The sequence below is a fragment of the Nonomuraea sp. NPDC050451 genome (assembly GCF_044458585.1).
In genome coordinates this window covers 546,143-560,863 of the sequence record NZ_JBITHZ010000001.1, presented here as the reverse complement: position 1 = coordinate 560,863, position 14,721 = coordinate 546,143, and the positions used below count along the sequence as shown (strand labels likewise).

The window sequence follows — 14,721 nt, the reverse complement described above, 5'->3', positions numbered from 1 at the left end:
GAGCGGAGAGGGGGGCCGGATGGCGGGCAAGAGGTGGCTGATCGCTCTCGTCCTGCCGGCGCTGGGGCCGGTCCTGGCGGCGGCGTACGCGGGCGTCAACCTCATGGCCGTCGAGGCTGCCGTCAAGGCGCAGATCACGGGCCCGGAGTGGGCGGGCGGCCGGCTCGCCGCCGACGGGATGACGGCGGTGGGCAGGGACTCCTGGCGGCTGGTCCTGGCCACCGCCGTGGTCGTGGGGGTCCTGGGAGTCGCGTACGCCGTCATCGGCGTGCTCCTGCGGCGGGGCGGCCGGGGCCGCACGCCCCTGCTCGTGCTGTCGGGCGTCCTGATCGTCCCGTACGCCCTCGCGGTCCTCGTCGCGCTGATCAACCCCGCCAAGGCGCTGGCGGGGCTCTACGACACCCCTGACTTCGCCGCCGGCCTTCCCGCGTGGCAGCCGGCCACCGTACTCGTCCTGGTGGCGGCCGGGCTGGCACAGGCCGCGGGGGTGGCGACGGCGGCCGCGGAGGGCAGGCGGGCCGCGAGCGCCCGGACCTGAGGGGTCAGCGGCAGCGGTCGTTCGCCCAGGTCGTCCAGCCCATCTGGGCGCCGCCGCGCCCCGTGGCGGCCCAGCCCGCCGGCGGAGCCGTCCCGTGCGGGACCACGGCGGTGCACGCGCCCGACGGGGGCCGCCCGCTGTAGAACTCGATCTGGGTCCACGACACCCGGTACGCCAGCGGCACCCAGATGTTCCACCGCACCCGCTTGTCCACCGCCACGCGTCCTGGAGGCGGGGTGGGCAGCCAGTCCGCGCCCGACGGGCGTGCGGGCGCCTGCCCGGCCGTGAACGCGATGTCGATCAGCGCCAGCACGCCCACCACCAGCAGCCTGGCCCGGCGGGCGGTCAGGAAGGCCGCCCCGGTCAGGCAGGCCAGCAGGACCAGGGCGGGCACGGAGGCCTCGACCAGGTCCAGCGCGTCGTTCTCACCCGCGAGGAAGATCACTTCGGGGAAGTCGAACGCGATGAACGCGTAACGCTCCAGCCGGTCCCCCGCGTACCAGGCGGCCACCCCGCCGGTCACCGCCAACAGCCCGGCGGCGGCCAGGGCGTGCCGCACCACGGCCAGGCGCCCGCCCTTCACCAGGACGATCAGGCCGGCGAGGGTCCAGGCCACGGCGACGCAGGCCAGGTAGCGCCCGTAGACGTAGTTGCCGACGCGGTGCTCGTCGGGGAGGGCGGCCGAGGAGGCGTACGCGATGCCCAGGGTCGTCAGCAGCAGCGTGCCCGCCAGGACGCGATGCCGGTACGGCGCGGACCGCCGTACCAGTGTGGCCGCCGCGCCCGCCAGACCGACGCCCGCGAGCCCCCAGGTGCCGGCCACGAGGTACCAGAGCTGCCCGGCCGCCCCCGACAGCGCCCACGCCTGTCCTTCGAGGCTCGTGAGCCTGGACACCAGCAGCCCCGACAGGTCCCGGGGCCCGCCCGGATACAGCGCGGCGCCCAGCGCCCCGTTGAGCGCCTTGCCCGCCGCCGCGACCACGGCCGCGCTCACCAGCGCCGCGACCGCCGGCCCCACGACCCTCCCGCGGACCGACGCCACCGCCCTTCCGCGGACCGTCACCACCACGACGGCCAGGACGCACACCGCCAGGACCACGGTCCCCCGCAGATGCGCCGCCATAGCGAACGCCGCCAGCGCGCCCGCCACCGCCCCGGCCCGCGCCGACCGGTACGCGACCAGGTCGTGCAGCGCGAGCAGCCAGGCCAGGACGAGCACGGGCAGGATGGCGTCGGTCAGCGCCAGCCCGGAGAAGACCACCAGCGCCGGCGACAGCCCCGCGACGAACGCCGTGATCAGCGCCGCCCGCCTGCCCAGGCCCATCCGCCTCAGCAGCAGGTACGCCAGCGGGTACGCGCTCGCCGCCGCCATCGACCCCACCCCGGCCACCAGCCGGTACGCCAGGACGGGGTCGGAGGTGAGCCAGAAGATCGGGACCAGCAGCAGCGGATAGCCGCCCTGGTAGAAGGTCGAGCCCGTGAGGTCGGCGCCCGGCCCCCCGGCCAGCCAGCGGGCGGCGAGGAGGTACCCGGTCTCGTCCGGGTTCGCCACCGGTCCGGTGTGATACCGGTACAGCCACAGCCGTAACGCCACGTGGGCGACCCACCCGGCCGCCAGCACCCACCACAGGCGGGCCCGTCCCGTATGCCGCGCCGCCGTGTGAACGGGCGCGGGCGTCATGAACGCAGTCGTCATGCTCTCCCCCCAAGAAAGTCAGGAGGGAGTCCAACAAAAGGTCCATAACGGCCCCGTCACCGCTTCTGGTTATGCGGGCGTTATGTCGCCGGCGGCGCGGCGGGCGTGCCCAGAGGCACTCTCGGAGGCGCTCTCAGAGGCGCTTGAACCTGCCCCGGACGTGCACCGGCACGCCCTTGCCCAGCATCCCGGGCAGGACCTCGGCCACGTTCATCGGCATGCGCACGCACCCGTGCGAGGCCGGATACAGCGGCACCGACAGCGCGCCGTGGAAGGCGATGCCGCCGTTGAAGAAGATCGGGTTGTAGAGCTGCCCCAGGTAGGACCTGTGCCAGCCGCGGGCGCGCCACGTCGTCCTGTAGTCGCCCGTCGGCGTGGTGGCCGAGCCGCAGAACCGCTGCTGCTTGCCCTGCCACGAGGCGGTCTCGCAGTAGGGGACGCCGCTGCCGGAGGACACGTGGGTGATCAGCTTCACCTCGCCGTCCACGTACAGGACCATGATCTGCTTGGTGAGGTTGACCTCGGCGCGGGTCGGCTTGCCGTCCTTGACCAGGACCTGCGGCGACTTGGGGGTCTCCAGGGCGTCCCACGTGCGCCTGGCGACGGTGCTGGTCGGCTTGATGCCGTTCACCTTCTGGAACGCCCACACGGCCGCCAGCGTCGCGCCCCCGTAGCGGCCGTCGGCCTTGCCGGGGCGGTAGCCGAGCTGGGCCAGGCGCCTCTGCAGCCACTGGACGGACTTGCCCTTGGCGCCGAGCCTGAGCGTCTTGCGCGGCGCGGTGACCGTGGCGTGGGTGGTGGCGGCGGGACCGGATCGGGCTCCCGCGGAGGTATGTGTGGCGGCCGGGGACGCCGTCCTCATGGACGCCGTCGAACGATGCGACCCATGCGTGCCGCAGCCCGAGAGTGCGACGGCGCCTGCCGTCAGGAGAGCAGCCACTCCGGGCAGCAGTCGAGCCCCCACCAGTACCACCTCTCATACCATGAACAAACGGATCAGCCGACCCTATACCACTCATCATGAATCGGTAATGAAGCGGTCAACCTGTTTAGAGTGTGTCCATGTCTGAGAAGTTGCCGTCCAATGCGGTCGTTGTTCAATCCGCTCTGCGCGAACTGGGGGCGGGCGGCGAGATCGTCGTCCTGCCCGAGAAGGCGCCCACGGCGGCGACCGCCGCGGCCCAGGTGGGGTGCGAGGTCGGGGCCATCGCCAACAGCCTGATCTTCGACGCGGACGGCGCGCCGCTGCTCGTGCTGACCAGCGGGGCGCACCGCGTGGACGTGGAGCTGATCGCCCGCACCGCGGGGGTCGGGAAGGTACGCCGGGCGACGCCGGAGTTCGTGAGGGCGGCGACCGGCCAGCCCATCGGCGGCGTGGCCCCGGTCGGGCATCCGGCGCCCGTGCGGACCCTGGTGGACAACTGGCTGAGCAAGCACGAGGTGGTGTGGGCGGCCGGGGGCCATCCTCTGACCGTGTTCCCGACGACGTTTGACGAGCTCGTGCGGATCACCGGGGGCACGGCGGTGGACGTCGAGTAGTGTGCGACGCGTGATCGAGTTTCGCGGGGCGGGGCCAGCCGAGTTCGTCGAACGGCTGGACACGGTGATCGACATCTACACGGCTGCCATGCGCCCGCCCGCGGACCAGATCAACGGCCGTAAATCCATCATGCGAAATCACGCGACTTATCCCCATTTTCAGTGTTATTTCGCAGAATTGCGCGATCCGTCCCTTTCCGCCCCCGTCACCGTCGGCTTCGCATACGGCTTCCGCGGCGCCCCCGGGCAGTGGTGGCATGACGTGGTCTTCCGCGCCCTGACGGACCGGCTCGGCCAGGAGGCCGCCAACGCCTGGCTGGGCTACGCGCTGGAGCTGGCCGAGATCCACGTCCACCCGGACTTCCAGAGCAAGGGCATCGGCCGCGCCATGATCCGCACCCTCTGCGCGGGCCGCCCCGAGCGCTCGGCCGTCCTGTCGACCCACGACCAGCCCACGGCCGCCCGCCACCTCTACGCCAGCATGGGCTTCACGGACCTGCTCACGAGGTTCATCTTCCCGGGCGGCTACGAGGACTACGCCATCATGGGCCGCCCCCTCCCCTTGACGTGAGGATCACCTCCCTGATGAACCCGTGACTGTTGGGTTTGTCTGCCGATTACTTGGGGCACCATCCATTACGCAAGGTAGTCACCCCTTTACTAACCGTCTACTGCCCCCTGCCCGTCACCCGCCCGGTCCCCCTGCGGGCGGGTGACGGGCTCCTTCCGGTTCGACCGCACCCGACGACCCGTCGGACCACACGGCGACGAACGGCCCACTGGACCACACGGCGACCGGCGGCCCGCTGGACGCCACGGCGACCGGCAGTCCGATGATCTGGACACGGCGACCGGCGGTCCGATGATCTGGACACGGCAGGCGACGACCCGGGCGGACCCAGCACTGCGAGCCGACGGCCCCCTGAACCCAGCGCTGCGAGCGACGACCCGACCGTCCCGACGCAACGGGCGACCACCCGATGGTCCCGACACGGCGGGCGGCGAGTGGTCGCCGCCGGTGCCCTCGGTCAAGCGATCCTGCCGACCGGTCAGGGGTCAACGGTTTGCACCCCGGAGGAGGCCCACGTTGCGCCGTTGCGGTGGGTGGCCCCGTGCGGGTCAGCCGGCGTCTCCCTGGAGGTCGCCGGCCATGTGCGGCGGGTGGTGCCGCCCGTGCTCCGCCGTAAAAAATGAAAATGAATGAATGGGGTTCAGGCGGAAAGGGGGACCGCGTCGAGGCGTTGGAAGACCTCGCGGGAGGCGCTGGAGCGGTTGAAGGTGATGAAGTGGATGCCCGGCGCGCCCTCGTCGAGCAATCGCCGGCACAGCTCGGCCCCGTGCTCGATGCCCAGCCGCCGCACCGCCGCCGGGTCGTCGGCGACCTCCTCGAAGCGGGCCGCCACCTCCGCCGGGAACGGCGCTCCCGACAGCTGCTCCGAGCGCGCGATCGTGCTCATCTGCGTCACCGGCATGATGCACGGGATGATCGGCGTGTCGCACCCTCTGGCCGCCACCCGGTCGCGCAGCCGCAGGTAGTCGTCCGCGCGGAAGAACATCTGCGTGATCGCGTAGTCGGCGCCCGCCTCGCACTTGCGCACGAAGAACTCGGTGTCGGTCTCGATGGACGACGAGCGCGGGTGCTTGTAGGGGAAGGCCGCGACGCCGACGCAGAAGTCGCCCGCCTGCCTGATCAGCCGCACCAGCTCCTCGGCGTAGAGGACGCCGTCGGGGTGCTGCACCCACTCGGCCGTCGGGTCGCCAGGGGGGTCGCCGCGCACGGCCAGGATGTTGCGCACCCCGGCGTCGGCGAAGCGCCCCACCAGGTGGCGCAGCTCGCGGATCGAGTGGTTGACCGCCGTGAAGTGCGCCACGGGCGTGAGCGTCGTGTCGTGGGCGATCCGCTCGACGATGTCGACCGTGCGGTCGCGCGTGGAGCCGCCCGCGCCGTAGGTCACCGACACGAACGTCGGCCGCAGCGACTCCAGCTCCCTGATCGCCTTCCAGAGCTGCCGCTCTCCCTCGTCGGTCTTCGGCGGGAAGAACTCGAAGGAGAACGACCGGCCACCGGCGGCGAGCATGTCGCGGACGGTGGGAACACGATCGGGCAGGATGGAGGGTCGACCAAGCGCCATGTCCCAAGGTTACAGGGACCTCGCCGGCCCAAGGTCACGGCCGCATGGCCCCTGCCGCCACAGCCATGTCACCTGCCCGAGTCGCGCATCAACGTCCGCCACACCCCAGATGCCCCTATTGGGACACCTGCACATCCGAGCCCCCGCACGCGGCCACTAGTCTCAAGGCATGACCACTGACGCCGTTGGCATGGACACCCTGCGCACACAGGTGGAGCGTGCCCTCGGAGAGTTCGTCGAACGACAGCTGCCCGCCCCCGGTGACCCCGAGCTCGAGCCGCTGCGCACGGCCGCCGACGAGTTGCTGTCCGGCGGCAAGCGACTGCGTCCGGCGTTCTGCTACTGGGGCTGGCGCGGCGCGGGCGGCACGGACGTGCCCGAGATCTTCACCGCGGCTGCCTCGCTGGAGCTGCTGCAGGCCAGCGCGCTGGTGCACGACGACGTGATGGACAAGAGCGACCTGCGCAGGGGCATGCCGTCCGCGCACCGCCGGTTCCAGGCGCTGCACGAGAAGTCCGCCTGGCACGGGTCCCCGGAGCAGTTCGGCGAGGGCGCGGCGATCCTGCTGGGCAACCTGCTGCTGATCTGGTCGGGCGAGATGTGGCGCACCAGCGGCCTGCCGCCCGAGTCCCTGGCGGCGGCCCAGCCCGTGCACGACCACATGCGTACGGAGCTGATGTGCGGCCAGTACCTCGACCTGCTGGAGCAGGCGCACGGCGAGAACACGTTCGAGTCGGCGCTGCGGGTGGCGCTGTTCAAGAGCGGGAAATACTCGGTGGAGCAGCCGCTTCGGCTCGGGCTGGTGCTCGCCGGCGGCAAGCTCGCGCCCTGGATGGACGAGCTGTGCACGGGCTACGGCACGCGGGTCGGGATCGCGTTCCAGCTGCGTGACGACATCCTGGGGGTGTTCGGCGACCCGGCGCAGACGGGCAAGCCCGCCGGCGACGACCTGCGGGAGGGCAAGCGGACGATGCTCGTGGCCCGCACGCTGGCGGCGGCGTCCCCGGGTGCGGCGCAGACCGTCCGGCGGCTGCTGGGGGATCCCGGGCTGGACGAGCGCGGAGTGGAGACGCTGCGGCAGATCATCGACGACACGGGCGCGCTGCAGGAGTGCGAGGACCTGATCGGCGACTATCTGGGGGACGCGCTGTCCGCGCTCGACGGGGCGCCGATCACGGCGGAGGCGCGCGCGGCTCTGACGGAGCTGGCCATCGCGGCCACCTCCCGCAAGACCTGACCGACACGAGCGCCTCCGGCTCGGAGGCGCCCGTGTGGTGACGGGCGCCTCGTCGGTCCGGGGGCCTCATGGGTCGCAAGACCCATGTCGGTCGAGGGGCCTCATGGGTCACAAGGCCCATGTCGGTCGGGTGGCCTCCTGCGCTCAGGCGGCCGCCGCGGTCAGATGGAGGACAGGCGCTTGGCGAACTCCGCCGCCGCCGCGCCCGGATCCTCCGCGTCCGTGATCGCGCGTACGACCACCACCCGGCGCACGCCGTACGACATCACCTCGTCCAGGTTCGCGAGGTCGATGCCGCCGATCCCGAACCACGGCCGCGTGGTCTCCAGCGCGGCCGCGTGCCGGAGCAGCGGCGGGCCGGGGGCCGGGCGGCCGGGCTTGGTGGGCGTGGGCCAGATGGGGCCGCAGCAGAAGTAGTCGACGCCCGGCTCCGCTGCCGCGGCGGAAGCCTCGGCCACGGAGTGGGTGGACCGTCCGATGACGATGTCGTCGCCGAGTATCTCTCGCGCGACCGTCACAGGAAGGTCGTCCTGCCCCAGGTGGAGCACGTCGGGCCGGGCGGCGTAGGCGATGTCCGCCCGGTCGTTGACGGCCAGCAGTTTGCCGTGCCGGTCGCAGGCGTCGCGGAAGACCTCGAGGAGCGCGAGTTCTTCGCGGGCCTCCAGACCCTTCTCCCGCAGCTGGATGATGTCCACGCCGCCGGCCAGCACCGAGTCGAGGAACTCCGCCAGGTCGCCGCGGTCGCGGCGGCCGTCGGTGCAGAGATAGAGGCGGGCTTCAGAAACCGAGGGCTTGGGCACGCCGCTTGACCTCAGTATGACGGCCGGCCTTGATCGCCTCGATGGGCGATCCGGGCAGGGACTCGTCGGGGGTGAAGAGCCAGCGCAGCGACTCGACATCGTCGTAGCCGGCGTCCAGCAACACGGTCAGCGTGCCGGGCAGGCCCTTCATCACATCCTTTCCATCGAGGAACACCGCGGGCACCTGCGGCCCGCCGCTCCCCCGGCGTACACCGAGCAGCTTGTGGTCCTTGAGGAGTTGCTTGGCCCGCCCTATCGGAAGGTCAAGGCGCGAGGCCACTTCGGGGAGCGTGAGCCACTCGTCGACGAGCTGGTCGGTCTCCCGGTCGATCTGTGCAACAGAAAGCGTCACGAAACCACAACTACCACATGCCGTGCTTGCTCAAACAACACAATCTCGTAGGGGAACTTCTGGATCTACCAGGCGTTCCGTGTGGAGACGATGTCCCGCGTCGATGATTCTGCGCCCCTGTACGAGGTCCCGCGGCCGGTCCACGGCGAGCACCGCGGCGAGGACGTCGTCGGCCGTGAGCCAGACGGCCGACCACTTTCCCTCCGGCTCGCCCCGATAGATCAAGCGCTCTCCTGCCGAATGATGACCGGCATATTGCACCATGTGCCCGAACTGCTCCGACCAGAAGTACGGAACGGGATCGTACGCGACGTCCTCGCCCAGCAAGCTGGCGGCGGCCACCTCGGGGGCGTTGAGCGCGGTGTCCCAGTGCTCGACCCTGAGCCTGGTCTGCCAGCGGCGCGACCACCAGGCGGCGCAGTCGCCGACGGCGACCGTGTTGGGGAGGGAGGCGCGCAGGTACTCGTCCACGACGACGCCGTTGTGGAGGTCGATGTCGGCGCCGGTGAGCCATTCGACGGCCGGGCGCACGCCGATGCCCGCGACCACCACGTGGGCGTCCACGAACTCGCCGCCCACCAGCCGCACGCCGCCCTCGTCCACGGAGTCGACCATGGTGTCGAGCCGCAGGTCGATGCCGTCGTACCAGCGCTCGGTGCGGGCCCCGATCTCGGCGCCGACGGCCGTCGCGAGCGGCGCCGGGCCGGCCTCGATCACGGTCACCGCGCACCCGGCACGGCGGGCGGCGGTGGCCACCTCCGCCCCGATCCAGCCGGCGCCGATGATCGCGACGCGGGCGCCGGGGACGAGCACGGCCCTGAGCTCGTGGGCGTCGTCGAGCGTGCGCAGCACGTGCTGCGGGCCGTCGCCGGGCAGCCTGATCGGCTCGGCGCCGGTGGCGATGACCAGCCCGTCGTAGCCGATCTCGCCCTCGGTGGTCTCCACGACCCCCTCGCGCAGCGCCTTGGCGCTGACCCCCGGCTGGAACTCCACGTCGATCGCGGCCAGGTCGGTGTCGACGTAGCTGGTGTCGGCGTCGCCGAACAGCACGGCCTTGGACAGCGGTGGACGGTCGTAGGGGCGATGCCGCTCCTCACCGATCAGCGTGATCCTCCCGCCGAACCCCCGTGCGCGCAGCGCCTCCACGGTGCGCACTCCGGCCAGGCCCGCTCCCACCACCACGACTTTGTTCACGTTCATGACCCTAACGTGGGCCGGTGTCCGGGCGTCGCAGCGAGGCCGTAGGCTGGGGGCGTAAGACGCGCGGGAGTCCGGCCGTGACCGGGCTGAGAGGAAGGCTGCCGATCGGGCCTTCGACCGCAAGACACCTGATCCGGATCATGCCGGCGAAGGGAGCGCGGATGGATGTGATCGTGGGCGGCGGGGTCGTCGGGCTCTCCGTGGCCTGGCGGCTGGCCCGCGAAGGGCGGCCCGTCACCCTGGTGGACCCGGCCCCCGCCTCGGGCGCCTCGCACGCGGCGGCGGGGATGCTGGCGCCGGTCAGCGAGGTCACCTATACGGAGGTGCCGCTGCTGCGGCTCGGCGTGGCGTCGCTGCGCCGCTGGCCCGCCTTCGCCGTCGAGCTGGCCGCCGACGCGGGGCTGGCGGGCGCCGAGGCCCTGGACCTGCGCTCCGAGGGGACGCTCGACGTGGCGTTCGGGGCGGACGACCTGGCCGCGCTGGACGAGCTGGCCGCCTACCTGGAGAAGCTGGAGCTGCCCGTCCAGCGGCTGACCGGCCGCGAGTGCCGCCGCCTGGAGCCCATGCTGGCCCCCTCGGTGCGCGGCGGGCTGCTGGCCGCCGGCGACTCGTGGGTGGACCCGCGCCGCGTGACGGCGGCGCTGCTCGCCGCGCTCGACCGGCGGGGAGTCCGGCTCGTACGGGCGCGCGTCGGCGAGCTGCTGCGCGACGGCGGCCGGGTCACAGGGGTACGCCTGGAGCCGTCCGGCGACGACGACCGGCGAGCCGAGCTGCGGGCGGAGCGGGTGGTCCTGGCGGCCGGGGCGTGGAGCGCCGGGCTGGCCGAGGTGCCGGTGCGGCCGGTCAAGGGGCAGATCATGCGGTTGCGTTCCCCGCAGCCGCTGCTCACCCGGTGCGTCCGCGGCACCGTGCACGGCACGCCGGTCTACCTGGTCCCCCGGGGCGACGGCGAGCTGGTGGTCGGGGCCACGCAGGAGGAGATGGGCTTCGACACCAGGGTGACCGCGGGCGGGCTCTACGAGCTGCTGCGCGACGCCAGGGAGCTGGTGCCGGGCGTCACCGAGCTGGAGGTCGCCGACGTGGTGGCCGGGCTGCGGCCGGGCACGCCGGACAACCTGCCGCTCATCGGCCCGAGCGGCACCCCGGGGCTGGCGCTGGCCACCGGTCATCACCGGGGCGGCGTGCTCCTGTCGCCGCTCACGGCGGACATCCTGCTGGGCGAGGAGGGCGAGCTCGCGGCAATGTGCTCACCTGGGAGATTTCGGGAAATTTCATGATTGTGATGATCAACGGGACCTCGCACGAGGTGGCCGACGGCACGACCGTGGCGCAGGCCGTACGCACATTGACCACGGCCACCACCGGAGTGGCCGTGGCCGTCAACGACGAGGTGGTCACGCGGAGCTCGTGGGAGACGACGGCGCTCAGCGACCGTGACCGGGTGGAGGTTCTGACGGCGGTGCAAGGTGGATGATCTGATCATCGCCGGGGAGAGCTTCTCCTCCCGGCTCATCATGGGCACCGGCGGCGCGCCCTCGCTGGACGTGCTCGACCAGGCACTGGCCGCCTCCGGCACCGAGCTGACCACGGTGGCGATCCGGCGGGTCGACCCGAACGCCCCCGGCTCGGTCCTGGACGTGCTGCGCAAGCGGGACATCAAGGTGCTCCCCAACACGGCGGGCTGCTTCACGGCGGGCGAGGCCGTGCTGACGGCGCGGCTGGCCAGGGAGGCCCTCGGCACCAACTGGATCAAGGTCGAGGTCATCGCCGACGAGCGCACCCTGCTGCCCGACCCGATCGAGACGTTCGACGCGGCCGAGCGGCTGGTGGCCGACGGGTTCGTGGTGCTGCCGTACATCGGGGACGACCCCGCGCTGGCGCGGCGGCTGGAGCAGGCGGGCTGCGCGGCCGTCATGCCGCTGGGCGGGCCGATCGGCTCGGGTCTCGGCATCCGCAACCCGCACAGCATCGAGCTGATCGTGGAGGCCGTGTCCGTGCCGGTGGTGCTCGACGCGGGCATCGGCACGGCCAGCGACGCCGCGCTGGCGATGGAGCTGGGCTGCGCCGCCGTGATGCTGGCCACGGCGGTCACCAGGGCGCAGCGGCCCGATCTCATGGCGGTCGCCATGAAGCAGGCCGTGGAGGCCGGACGGCTGGCGCGACTGGCGGGCCGCATCCCGCGCAGGCGCTACGCCGAGGCCTCCTCGCCGATGACTCCCTGACCCGAGTGACGCGTGGGGAGCTGGGACGTTCCAACGGGAACGTCTCAGCATCGGTTTCGGGCGGTGGGGCCCTCCCAGTGGCAAAACGCCCGTAAACTCAGCGGGGTGGATACGACGACTGCGGACCCCCTGGTCGGGCGGCTCCTCGATGGGCGATACCGCATCGAGAGCCGGATCGCCCGGGGCGGTATGGCGACCGTCTACCTCGCGCTGGACGTCCGCCTGGACCGGACGGTGGCGCTGAAGGTCATGCACCCTTCGCTGGCCGAGGACCCGGCGTTCGTCCGGAGGTTCATCGGCGAGGCCAAGTCGGTTGCCCGCCTCTCCCACCCCAACGTGGTGCACGTCTTCGACCAGGGGACCGACAACGACGTCGTCTACCTGTCGATGGAGTACGTGCCCGGCAAGACGCTGCGCGACATCCTGCGCGAGCGCGGCAGGCTGCCCGCCCGCGAGGCGCTCGAGATCATGATCCCGGTGCTCGCCGCCCTCGGCGCGGCCCACCAGGCCGGGATGGTCCACCGCGACGTGAAGCCGGAAAACGTCCTGATGACCGACGACGGCCGGGTCAAGGTCGTCGACTTCGGCCTGGCCCGGGCCATCGAGGCCACCAACCAGACCCGCACCGGCGTGATGATCGGCACCATCGGCTACATGGCGCCCGAGCAGGTCACCACCGGCGCCGCCGACGTGCGCAGCGACGTCTACGCCGCGGGCATCATGCTGTTCGAGCTGGTCACCGGCCAGCAGCCGTACGACGGCGCGACGCCCATGTCGGTGGCCTACCGGCACGTCCACGACACCGTGCCCGCGCCGTCGTCGGTCGTCCCCGACGTGCCGCCGCTGATCGACACGCTGGTGGCCCAGGCGACGGCCCGCGAGCCGGACCAGCGCCCCGCCGACGCGACCGCGATGCTCGTGGCCGCCGTCGACGCGCACCGGATGCTGCCGCGCCTGACCAACCCGCCGGCCTCACACGCCCAGACGCAGGTCTTCAACGCCTCCGGCGCCGCCTCGATGCCCCAGCCGGCCCCCGCCCACACCTTGATCCAGCCGCGCGCGGAGGTGCCGCCGCGGCGGGCGGGGTTCAAGCCCAACTGGTTCCTGGTGGTGCTCGCCGGGGTGATGGTGGTCGCGGTCGGGCTGACCGGCTGGTACTTCGCGCAGCCGGAGATGGTCTCCGTGCCCGACCTGGTCGGCAAGAACATGGCGCTGGCCAAGCAGAGCGCCGCCGCGGCCGGCCTCAACGTCCAGGAGGCCGAGGGCCGCAACGACGAGAAGATGGCCGCGGGCCTGGTCCTGCGCACCGACCCGGCGGCCACCACCGAGGTGGAGAAGGGCGCCACGATCACGCTGGTGCCCTCGCTCGGGCCCAAGCGCGTCGCCGTGCCCAACACCGAGGGCATGACCGGCGACCAGGCGAGGGCCAAGATCGCCGATGCCGGGCTGACCGTGGGCGTCGTCAAGCGGCTGGCCAACCAGGAGGTGGAGCGCGACAAGGTCATCCGCACCTCGCCGCAGGTCGGCGAGAAGGTGCGGGAGGGCGCCAAGATCGACATCTACGTCAGCGCCGGCATGGTGATGCCCGACGTCAACAGCATGCCCAAGGACGAGGCCGCCCAATATCTCGGCGGGCTGGGCTTCCAGGTGCAGGTCAACGAGGTGGACGACGACGCCGAGCCGTGCACGGTCATCGCGCAGACGCCCAAGGCGAAGTCCGAGGTGGACAAGGGCGCGCCGGTCATGATCACGGTGGCCCGGTGCCAGACGGACTTCTGGGACTGGCTCAACGGCGACAGGGACGACGAGGCCCGCGACGATCAGCAGTTCGCCCTCGTGCCGGCGGTGATCGGCAAGGAGGTCAGGGACGCCAAGGCGGAGCTGGAGGCCCTGGGGTTCAAGGTGGCGGTGCGGCGGCTGGGCAACCGCGGGGTGGTCCAGTTCCAGCGGCCGCTGCCCAACAGCGAGCGTCAGCAGGGGAGCACGGTCGTCCTCTGGCAGTGAGCCGCAGGCCCGGGCCTGCCGTCCGGGCCTGAGCGATCGCCCGGGTGGTCAGGGGACGGCGAGGTGGCCGTGGAGGCGGACGCGGGCGAGGCCGCCGTCCGGGTAGATGTCCACCCGTACGTGCGTGACCGGGTCCGGGTGGGCCAGGCGGAAGCGGTGCGGGGTGTCGGGCTGCAGGCGGGTCGTCGGGAGGAGCTCCACCTCCCGGTCACCGTCCAGGCCCGTCAGCGAGACCGCGCCCGGCGCGTTGAACAGCAGGTTCGTGGTGTCGATCTCGGCCAGCCTGATCACGCCGCGCCCGGCCAGCCGGATGACCAGCCAGTCGTTCCCGTCGCCGCGGCGGCGGGCGGTCTCCCAGCCCTCCGCCTGGTGGCGGGCCAGCCCGGGGGCGATGACGTTGTTGGGGGCCGAGTAGAACTCGTTGGAGCAGGCGGTGACCAGGGCGCCGTTCGCGAGCGCGGCCAGGTCGAGGCCGAGCCCGTCGTACACGGACAGGTCGGGCCGGGCCTCCCCGTGCACCCGGAGACGGGCGACGCCGCCGTCGGGGAAGATGTTCAGCCGGACGTGGGTGAACCGGCGCTCGTCGGTGACGGCGAAGTGGTGCTCGCTGTCCCCTGTGAGCTCGGCCCGGGGGACGATCTCCGTCCACGGAGCGGCCTCGAGCTCGGCCGGGGAGGGGTGGCCCTCCACCGAGGCCGCCTCGACGCAGGCGTGGGGCGGGTAGTTGCCCTTGAACCACGCCGTGTCGATCACCACCCCGCGGATCACGCCTGGGATGGCGAGCCGTACCAGGGCCCAGTCGTGGCCGGGCGAGCGGCGGCGGCGGGTCTCCCACCCGTCGTAGACCTGCCCCTTGCTCCCGAACGTCTCCGCCTGGAAGCCGGGCCGCCCCGGCCGGATCAGGCTCTCCTTCTCCGCGAACGACTCGTCGCTGGCCGCCACGACGGAGCCGCCGAGCGTGCGCAGGGCGAGGTCAGGCAGGGTGATGAAGCCTGGCAAAT

Annotated in this window: 15 protein-coding genes and 1 riboswitch; of the genes, 8 read left to right on the top strand and 7 right to left on the bottom strand. The window is 72.2% G+C overall.

Annotation, left to right across the window (positions count from 1 at the left end):
* The first annotated feature begins 19 nt into the window (after positions 1–19).
* The gene (locus tag ACIBI9_RS02515; RefSeq protein ID WP_397220155.1) at positions 20–538 is read left to right on the top strand and encodes a hypothetical protein; all 519 of its coding nucleotides are present in this window, start codon (positions 20–22) and stop codon (positions 536–538) included.
* A 4-nt stretch (positions 539–542) separates the two neighbouring features.
* On the opposite strand, the gene ACIBI9_RS02510 is transcribed toward ACIBI9_RS02515, so the two are convergent.
* Both ACIBI9_RS02510 and ACIBI9_RS02505 read right to left on the bottom strand, forming a co-directional pair.
* The gene (locus ACIBI9_RS02510) at positions 543–2,234 is read right to left on the bottom strand and encodes a hypothetical protein (protein WP_397220154.1); all 1,692 of its coding nucleotides are present in this window, start codon (positions 2,232–2,234) and stop codon (positions 543–545) included.
* A 133-nt stretch (positions 2,235–2,367) separates the two neighbouring features.
* The gene (locus ACIBI9_RS02505) at positions 2,368–3,096 is read right to left on the bottom strand and encodes a peptidoglycan-binding protein (RefSeq protein ID WP_397220153.1); all 729 of its coding nucleotides are present in this window, start codon (positions 3,094–3,096) and stop codon (positions 2,368–2,370) included.
* Positions 3,097–3,296: 200 nt separating this feature from the next.
* On the opposite strand from ACIBI9_RS02505, the gene ACIBI9_RS02500 reads away from it, so the two are divergent.
* Entirely contained in the window at positions 3,297–3,773 is a 477-nt protein-coding gene (locus tag ACIBI9_RS02500; protein ID WP_397220152.1) for a YbaK/EbsC family protein, read from the top strand.
* A gap of 10 nt (positions 3,774–3,783) precedes the next feature.
* Positions 3,784–4,344, top strand: a complete 561-nt coding sequence (locus ACIBI9_RS02495) for a GNAT family N-acetyltransferase (RefSeq protein ID WP_397220151.1) — start codon at positions 3,784–3,786, stop codon at positions 4,342–4,344.
* 640 nt (positions 4,345–4,984) lie between these two features.
* On the opposite strand, the gene metF is transcribed toward ACIBI9_RS02495, so the two are convergent.
* A complete protein-coding gene (gene metF / locus ACIBI9_RS02490) occupies positions 4,985–5,905 on the bottom strand; it encodes a methylenetetrahydrofolate reductase [NAD(P)H] (protein WP_397220150.1) in 921 nt (306 codons plus the stop codon).
* 169 nt (positions 5,906–6,074) lie between these two features.
* Here metF and ACIBI9_RS02485 point away from each other — a divergent pair, with 169 nt between their 5' ends.
* Positions 6,075–7,142, top strand: a complete 1,068-nt coding sequence (locus ACIBI9_RS02485) for a polyprenyl synthetase family protein (RefSeq protein WP_397220149.1) — start codon at positions 6,075–6,077, stop codon at positions 7,140–7,142.
* Positions 7,143–7,303: 161 nt separating this feature from the next.
* Here ACIBI9_RS02485 and thiE read toward each other — a convergent pair whose 3' ends face one another.
* From thiE to ACIBI9_RS02470, 3 genes are read right to left on the bottom strand one after another with little or no spacing between them, the layout of a single operon-like run.
* On the bottom strand, positions 7,304–7,942 hold the full coding sequence (gene thiE, locus ACIBI9_RS02480; RefSeq protein WP_397220148.1) for a thiamine phosphate synthase: 639 nt from the start codon (positions 7,940–7,942) through the stop codon (positions 7,304–7,306).
* On the bottom strand, positions 7,920–8,294 hold the full coding sequence (locus tag ACIBI9_RS02475) for an Rv2175c family DNA-binding protein (RefSeq protein ID WP_318787511.1): 375 nt from the start codon (positions 8,292–8,294) through the stop codon (positions 7,920–7,922). Before ACIBI9_RS02475 ends, thiE begins: the two co-directional genes overlap by 23 nt.
* Positions 8,295–8,324: 30 nt before the next feature.
* The gene (locus tag ACIBI9_RS02470) at positions 8,325–9,494 is read right to left on the bottom strand and encodes an NAD(P)/FAD-dependent oxidoreductase (protein WP_397220147.1); all 1,170 of its coding nucleotides are present in this window, start codon (positions 9,492–9,494) and stop codon (positions 8,325–8,327) included.
* 53 nt (positions 9,495–9,547) lie between these two features.
* A riboswitch (TPP riboswitch) is annotated at positions 9,548–9,666 on the top strand.
* Here ACIBI9_RS02470 and thiO point away from each other — a divergent pair.
* The 4 genes from thiO to pknB all read left to right on the top strand — a co-directional run bounded on the left by thiO (position 9,656) and on the right by pknB (position 13,720).
* Positions 9,656–10,771, top strand: a complete 1,116-nt coding sequence (thiO, locus tag ACIBI9_RS02465) for a glycine oxidase ThiO (RefSeq protein WP_397220146.1) — start codon at positions 9,656–9,658, stop codon at positions 10,769–10,771. Its footprint overlaps the riboswitch before it by 11 nt.
* A 5-nt stretch (positions 10,772–10,776) precedes the next feature.
* Positions 10,777–10,968 carry a sulfur carrier protein ThiS gene (gene thiS / locus ACIBI9_RS02460; protein ID WP_397220145.1) on the top strand — a complete coding sequence of 64 codons (192 nt, stop codon included), beginning with the start codon at positions 10,777–10,779 and terminating at the stop codon, positions 10,966–10,968.
* The gene (locus tag ACIBI9_RS02455) at positions 10,961–11,716 is read left to right on the top strand and encodes a thiazole synthase (protein WP_397220144.1); all 756 of its coding nucleotides are present in this window, start codon (positions 10,961–10,963) and stop codon (positions 11,714–11,716) included. The genes thiS and ACIBI9_RS02455 overlap by 8 nt, the downstream gene beginning before the upstream one ends.
* A gap of 105 nt (positions 11,717–11,821) precedes the next feature.
* On the top strand, positions 11,822–13,720 hold the full coding sequence (gene pknB / locus ACIBI9_RS02450; RefSeq protein WP_397220143.1) for a Stk1 family PASTA domain-containing Ser/Thr kinase: 1,899 nt from the start codon (positions 11,822–11,824) through the stop codon (positions 13,718–13,720).
* A 48-nt stretch (positions 13,721–13,768) separates the two neighbouring features.
* Here pknB and alc read toward each other — a convergent pair whose 3' ends face one another.
* Positions 13,769–14,719: an allantoicase gene (gene alc, locus ACIBI9_RS02445; RefSeq protein ID WP_397220142.1), complete on the bottom strand. Its 951-nt coding sequence runs from the start codon at positions 14,717–14,719 to the stop codon at positions 13,769–13,771.
* Positions 14,720–14,721 lie beyond the last annotated feature (2 nt).

Bases quoted from the DNA above. Each gene is read 5' to 3' on its own strand.
- ACIBI9_RS02500 (WP_397220152.1), top strand. From the start codon at position 3,297: ATGTCTGAGAAGTTGCCGTCCAATGCGGTCGTTGTTCAATCCGCTCTG.
- ACIBI9_RS02470 (WP_397220147.1), bottom strand. From the start codon at position 9,494: ATGAACGTGAACAAAGTCGTGGTGGTGGGAGCGGGCCTGGCCGGAGTG.
- ACIBI9_RS02510 (WP_397220154.1), bottom strand. From the start codon at position 2,234: ATGACGACTGCGTTCATGACGCCCGCGCCCGTTCACACGGCGGCGCGG.
- thiS (WP_397220145.1), top strand. From the start codon at position 10,777: ATGATCAACGGGACCTCGCACGAGGTGGCCGACGGCACGACCGTGGCG.
- metF (WP_397220150.1), bottom strand. From the start codon at position 5,905: ATGGCGCTTGGTCGACCCTCCATCCTGCCCGATCGTGTTCCCACCGTC.
- ACIBI9_RS02515 (WP_397220155.1), top strand. From the start codon at position 20: ATGGCGGGCAAGAGGTGGCTGATCGCTCTCGTCCTGCCGGCGCTGGGG.
- thiO (WP_397220146.1), top strand. From the start codon at position 9,656: ATGGATGTGATCGTGGGCGGCGGGGTCGTCGGGCTCTCCGTGGCCTGG.
- ACIBI9_RS02505 (WP_397220153.1), bottom strand. From the start codon at position 3,096: ATGAGGACGGCGTCCCCGGCCGCCACACATACCTCCGCGGGAGCCCGA.
- ACIBI9_RS02485 (WP_397220149.1), top strand. From the start codon at position 6,075: ATGACCACTGACGCCGTTGGCATGGACACCCTGCGCACACAGGTGGAG.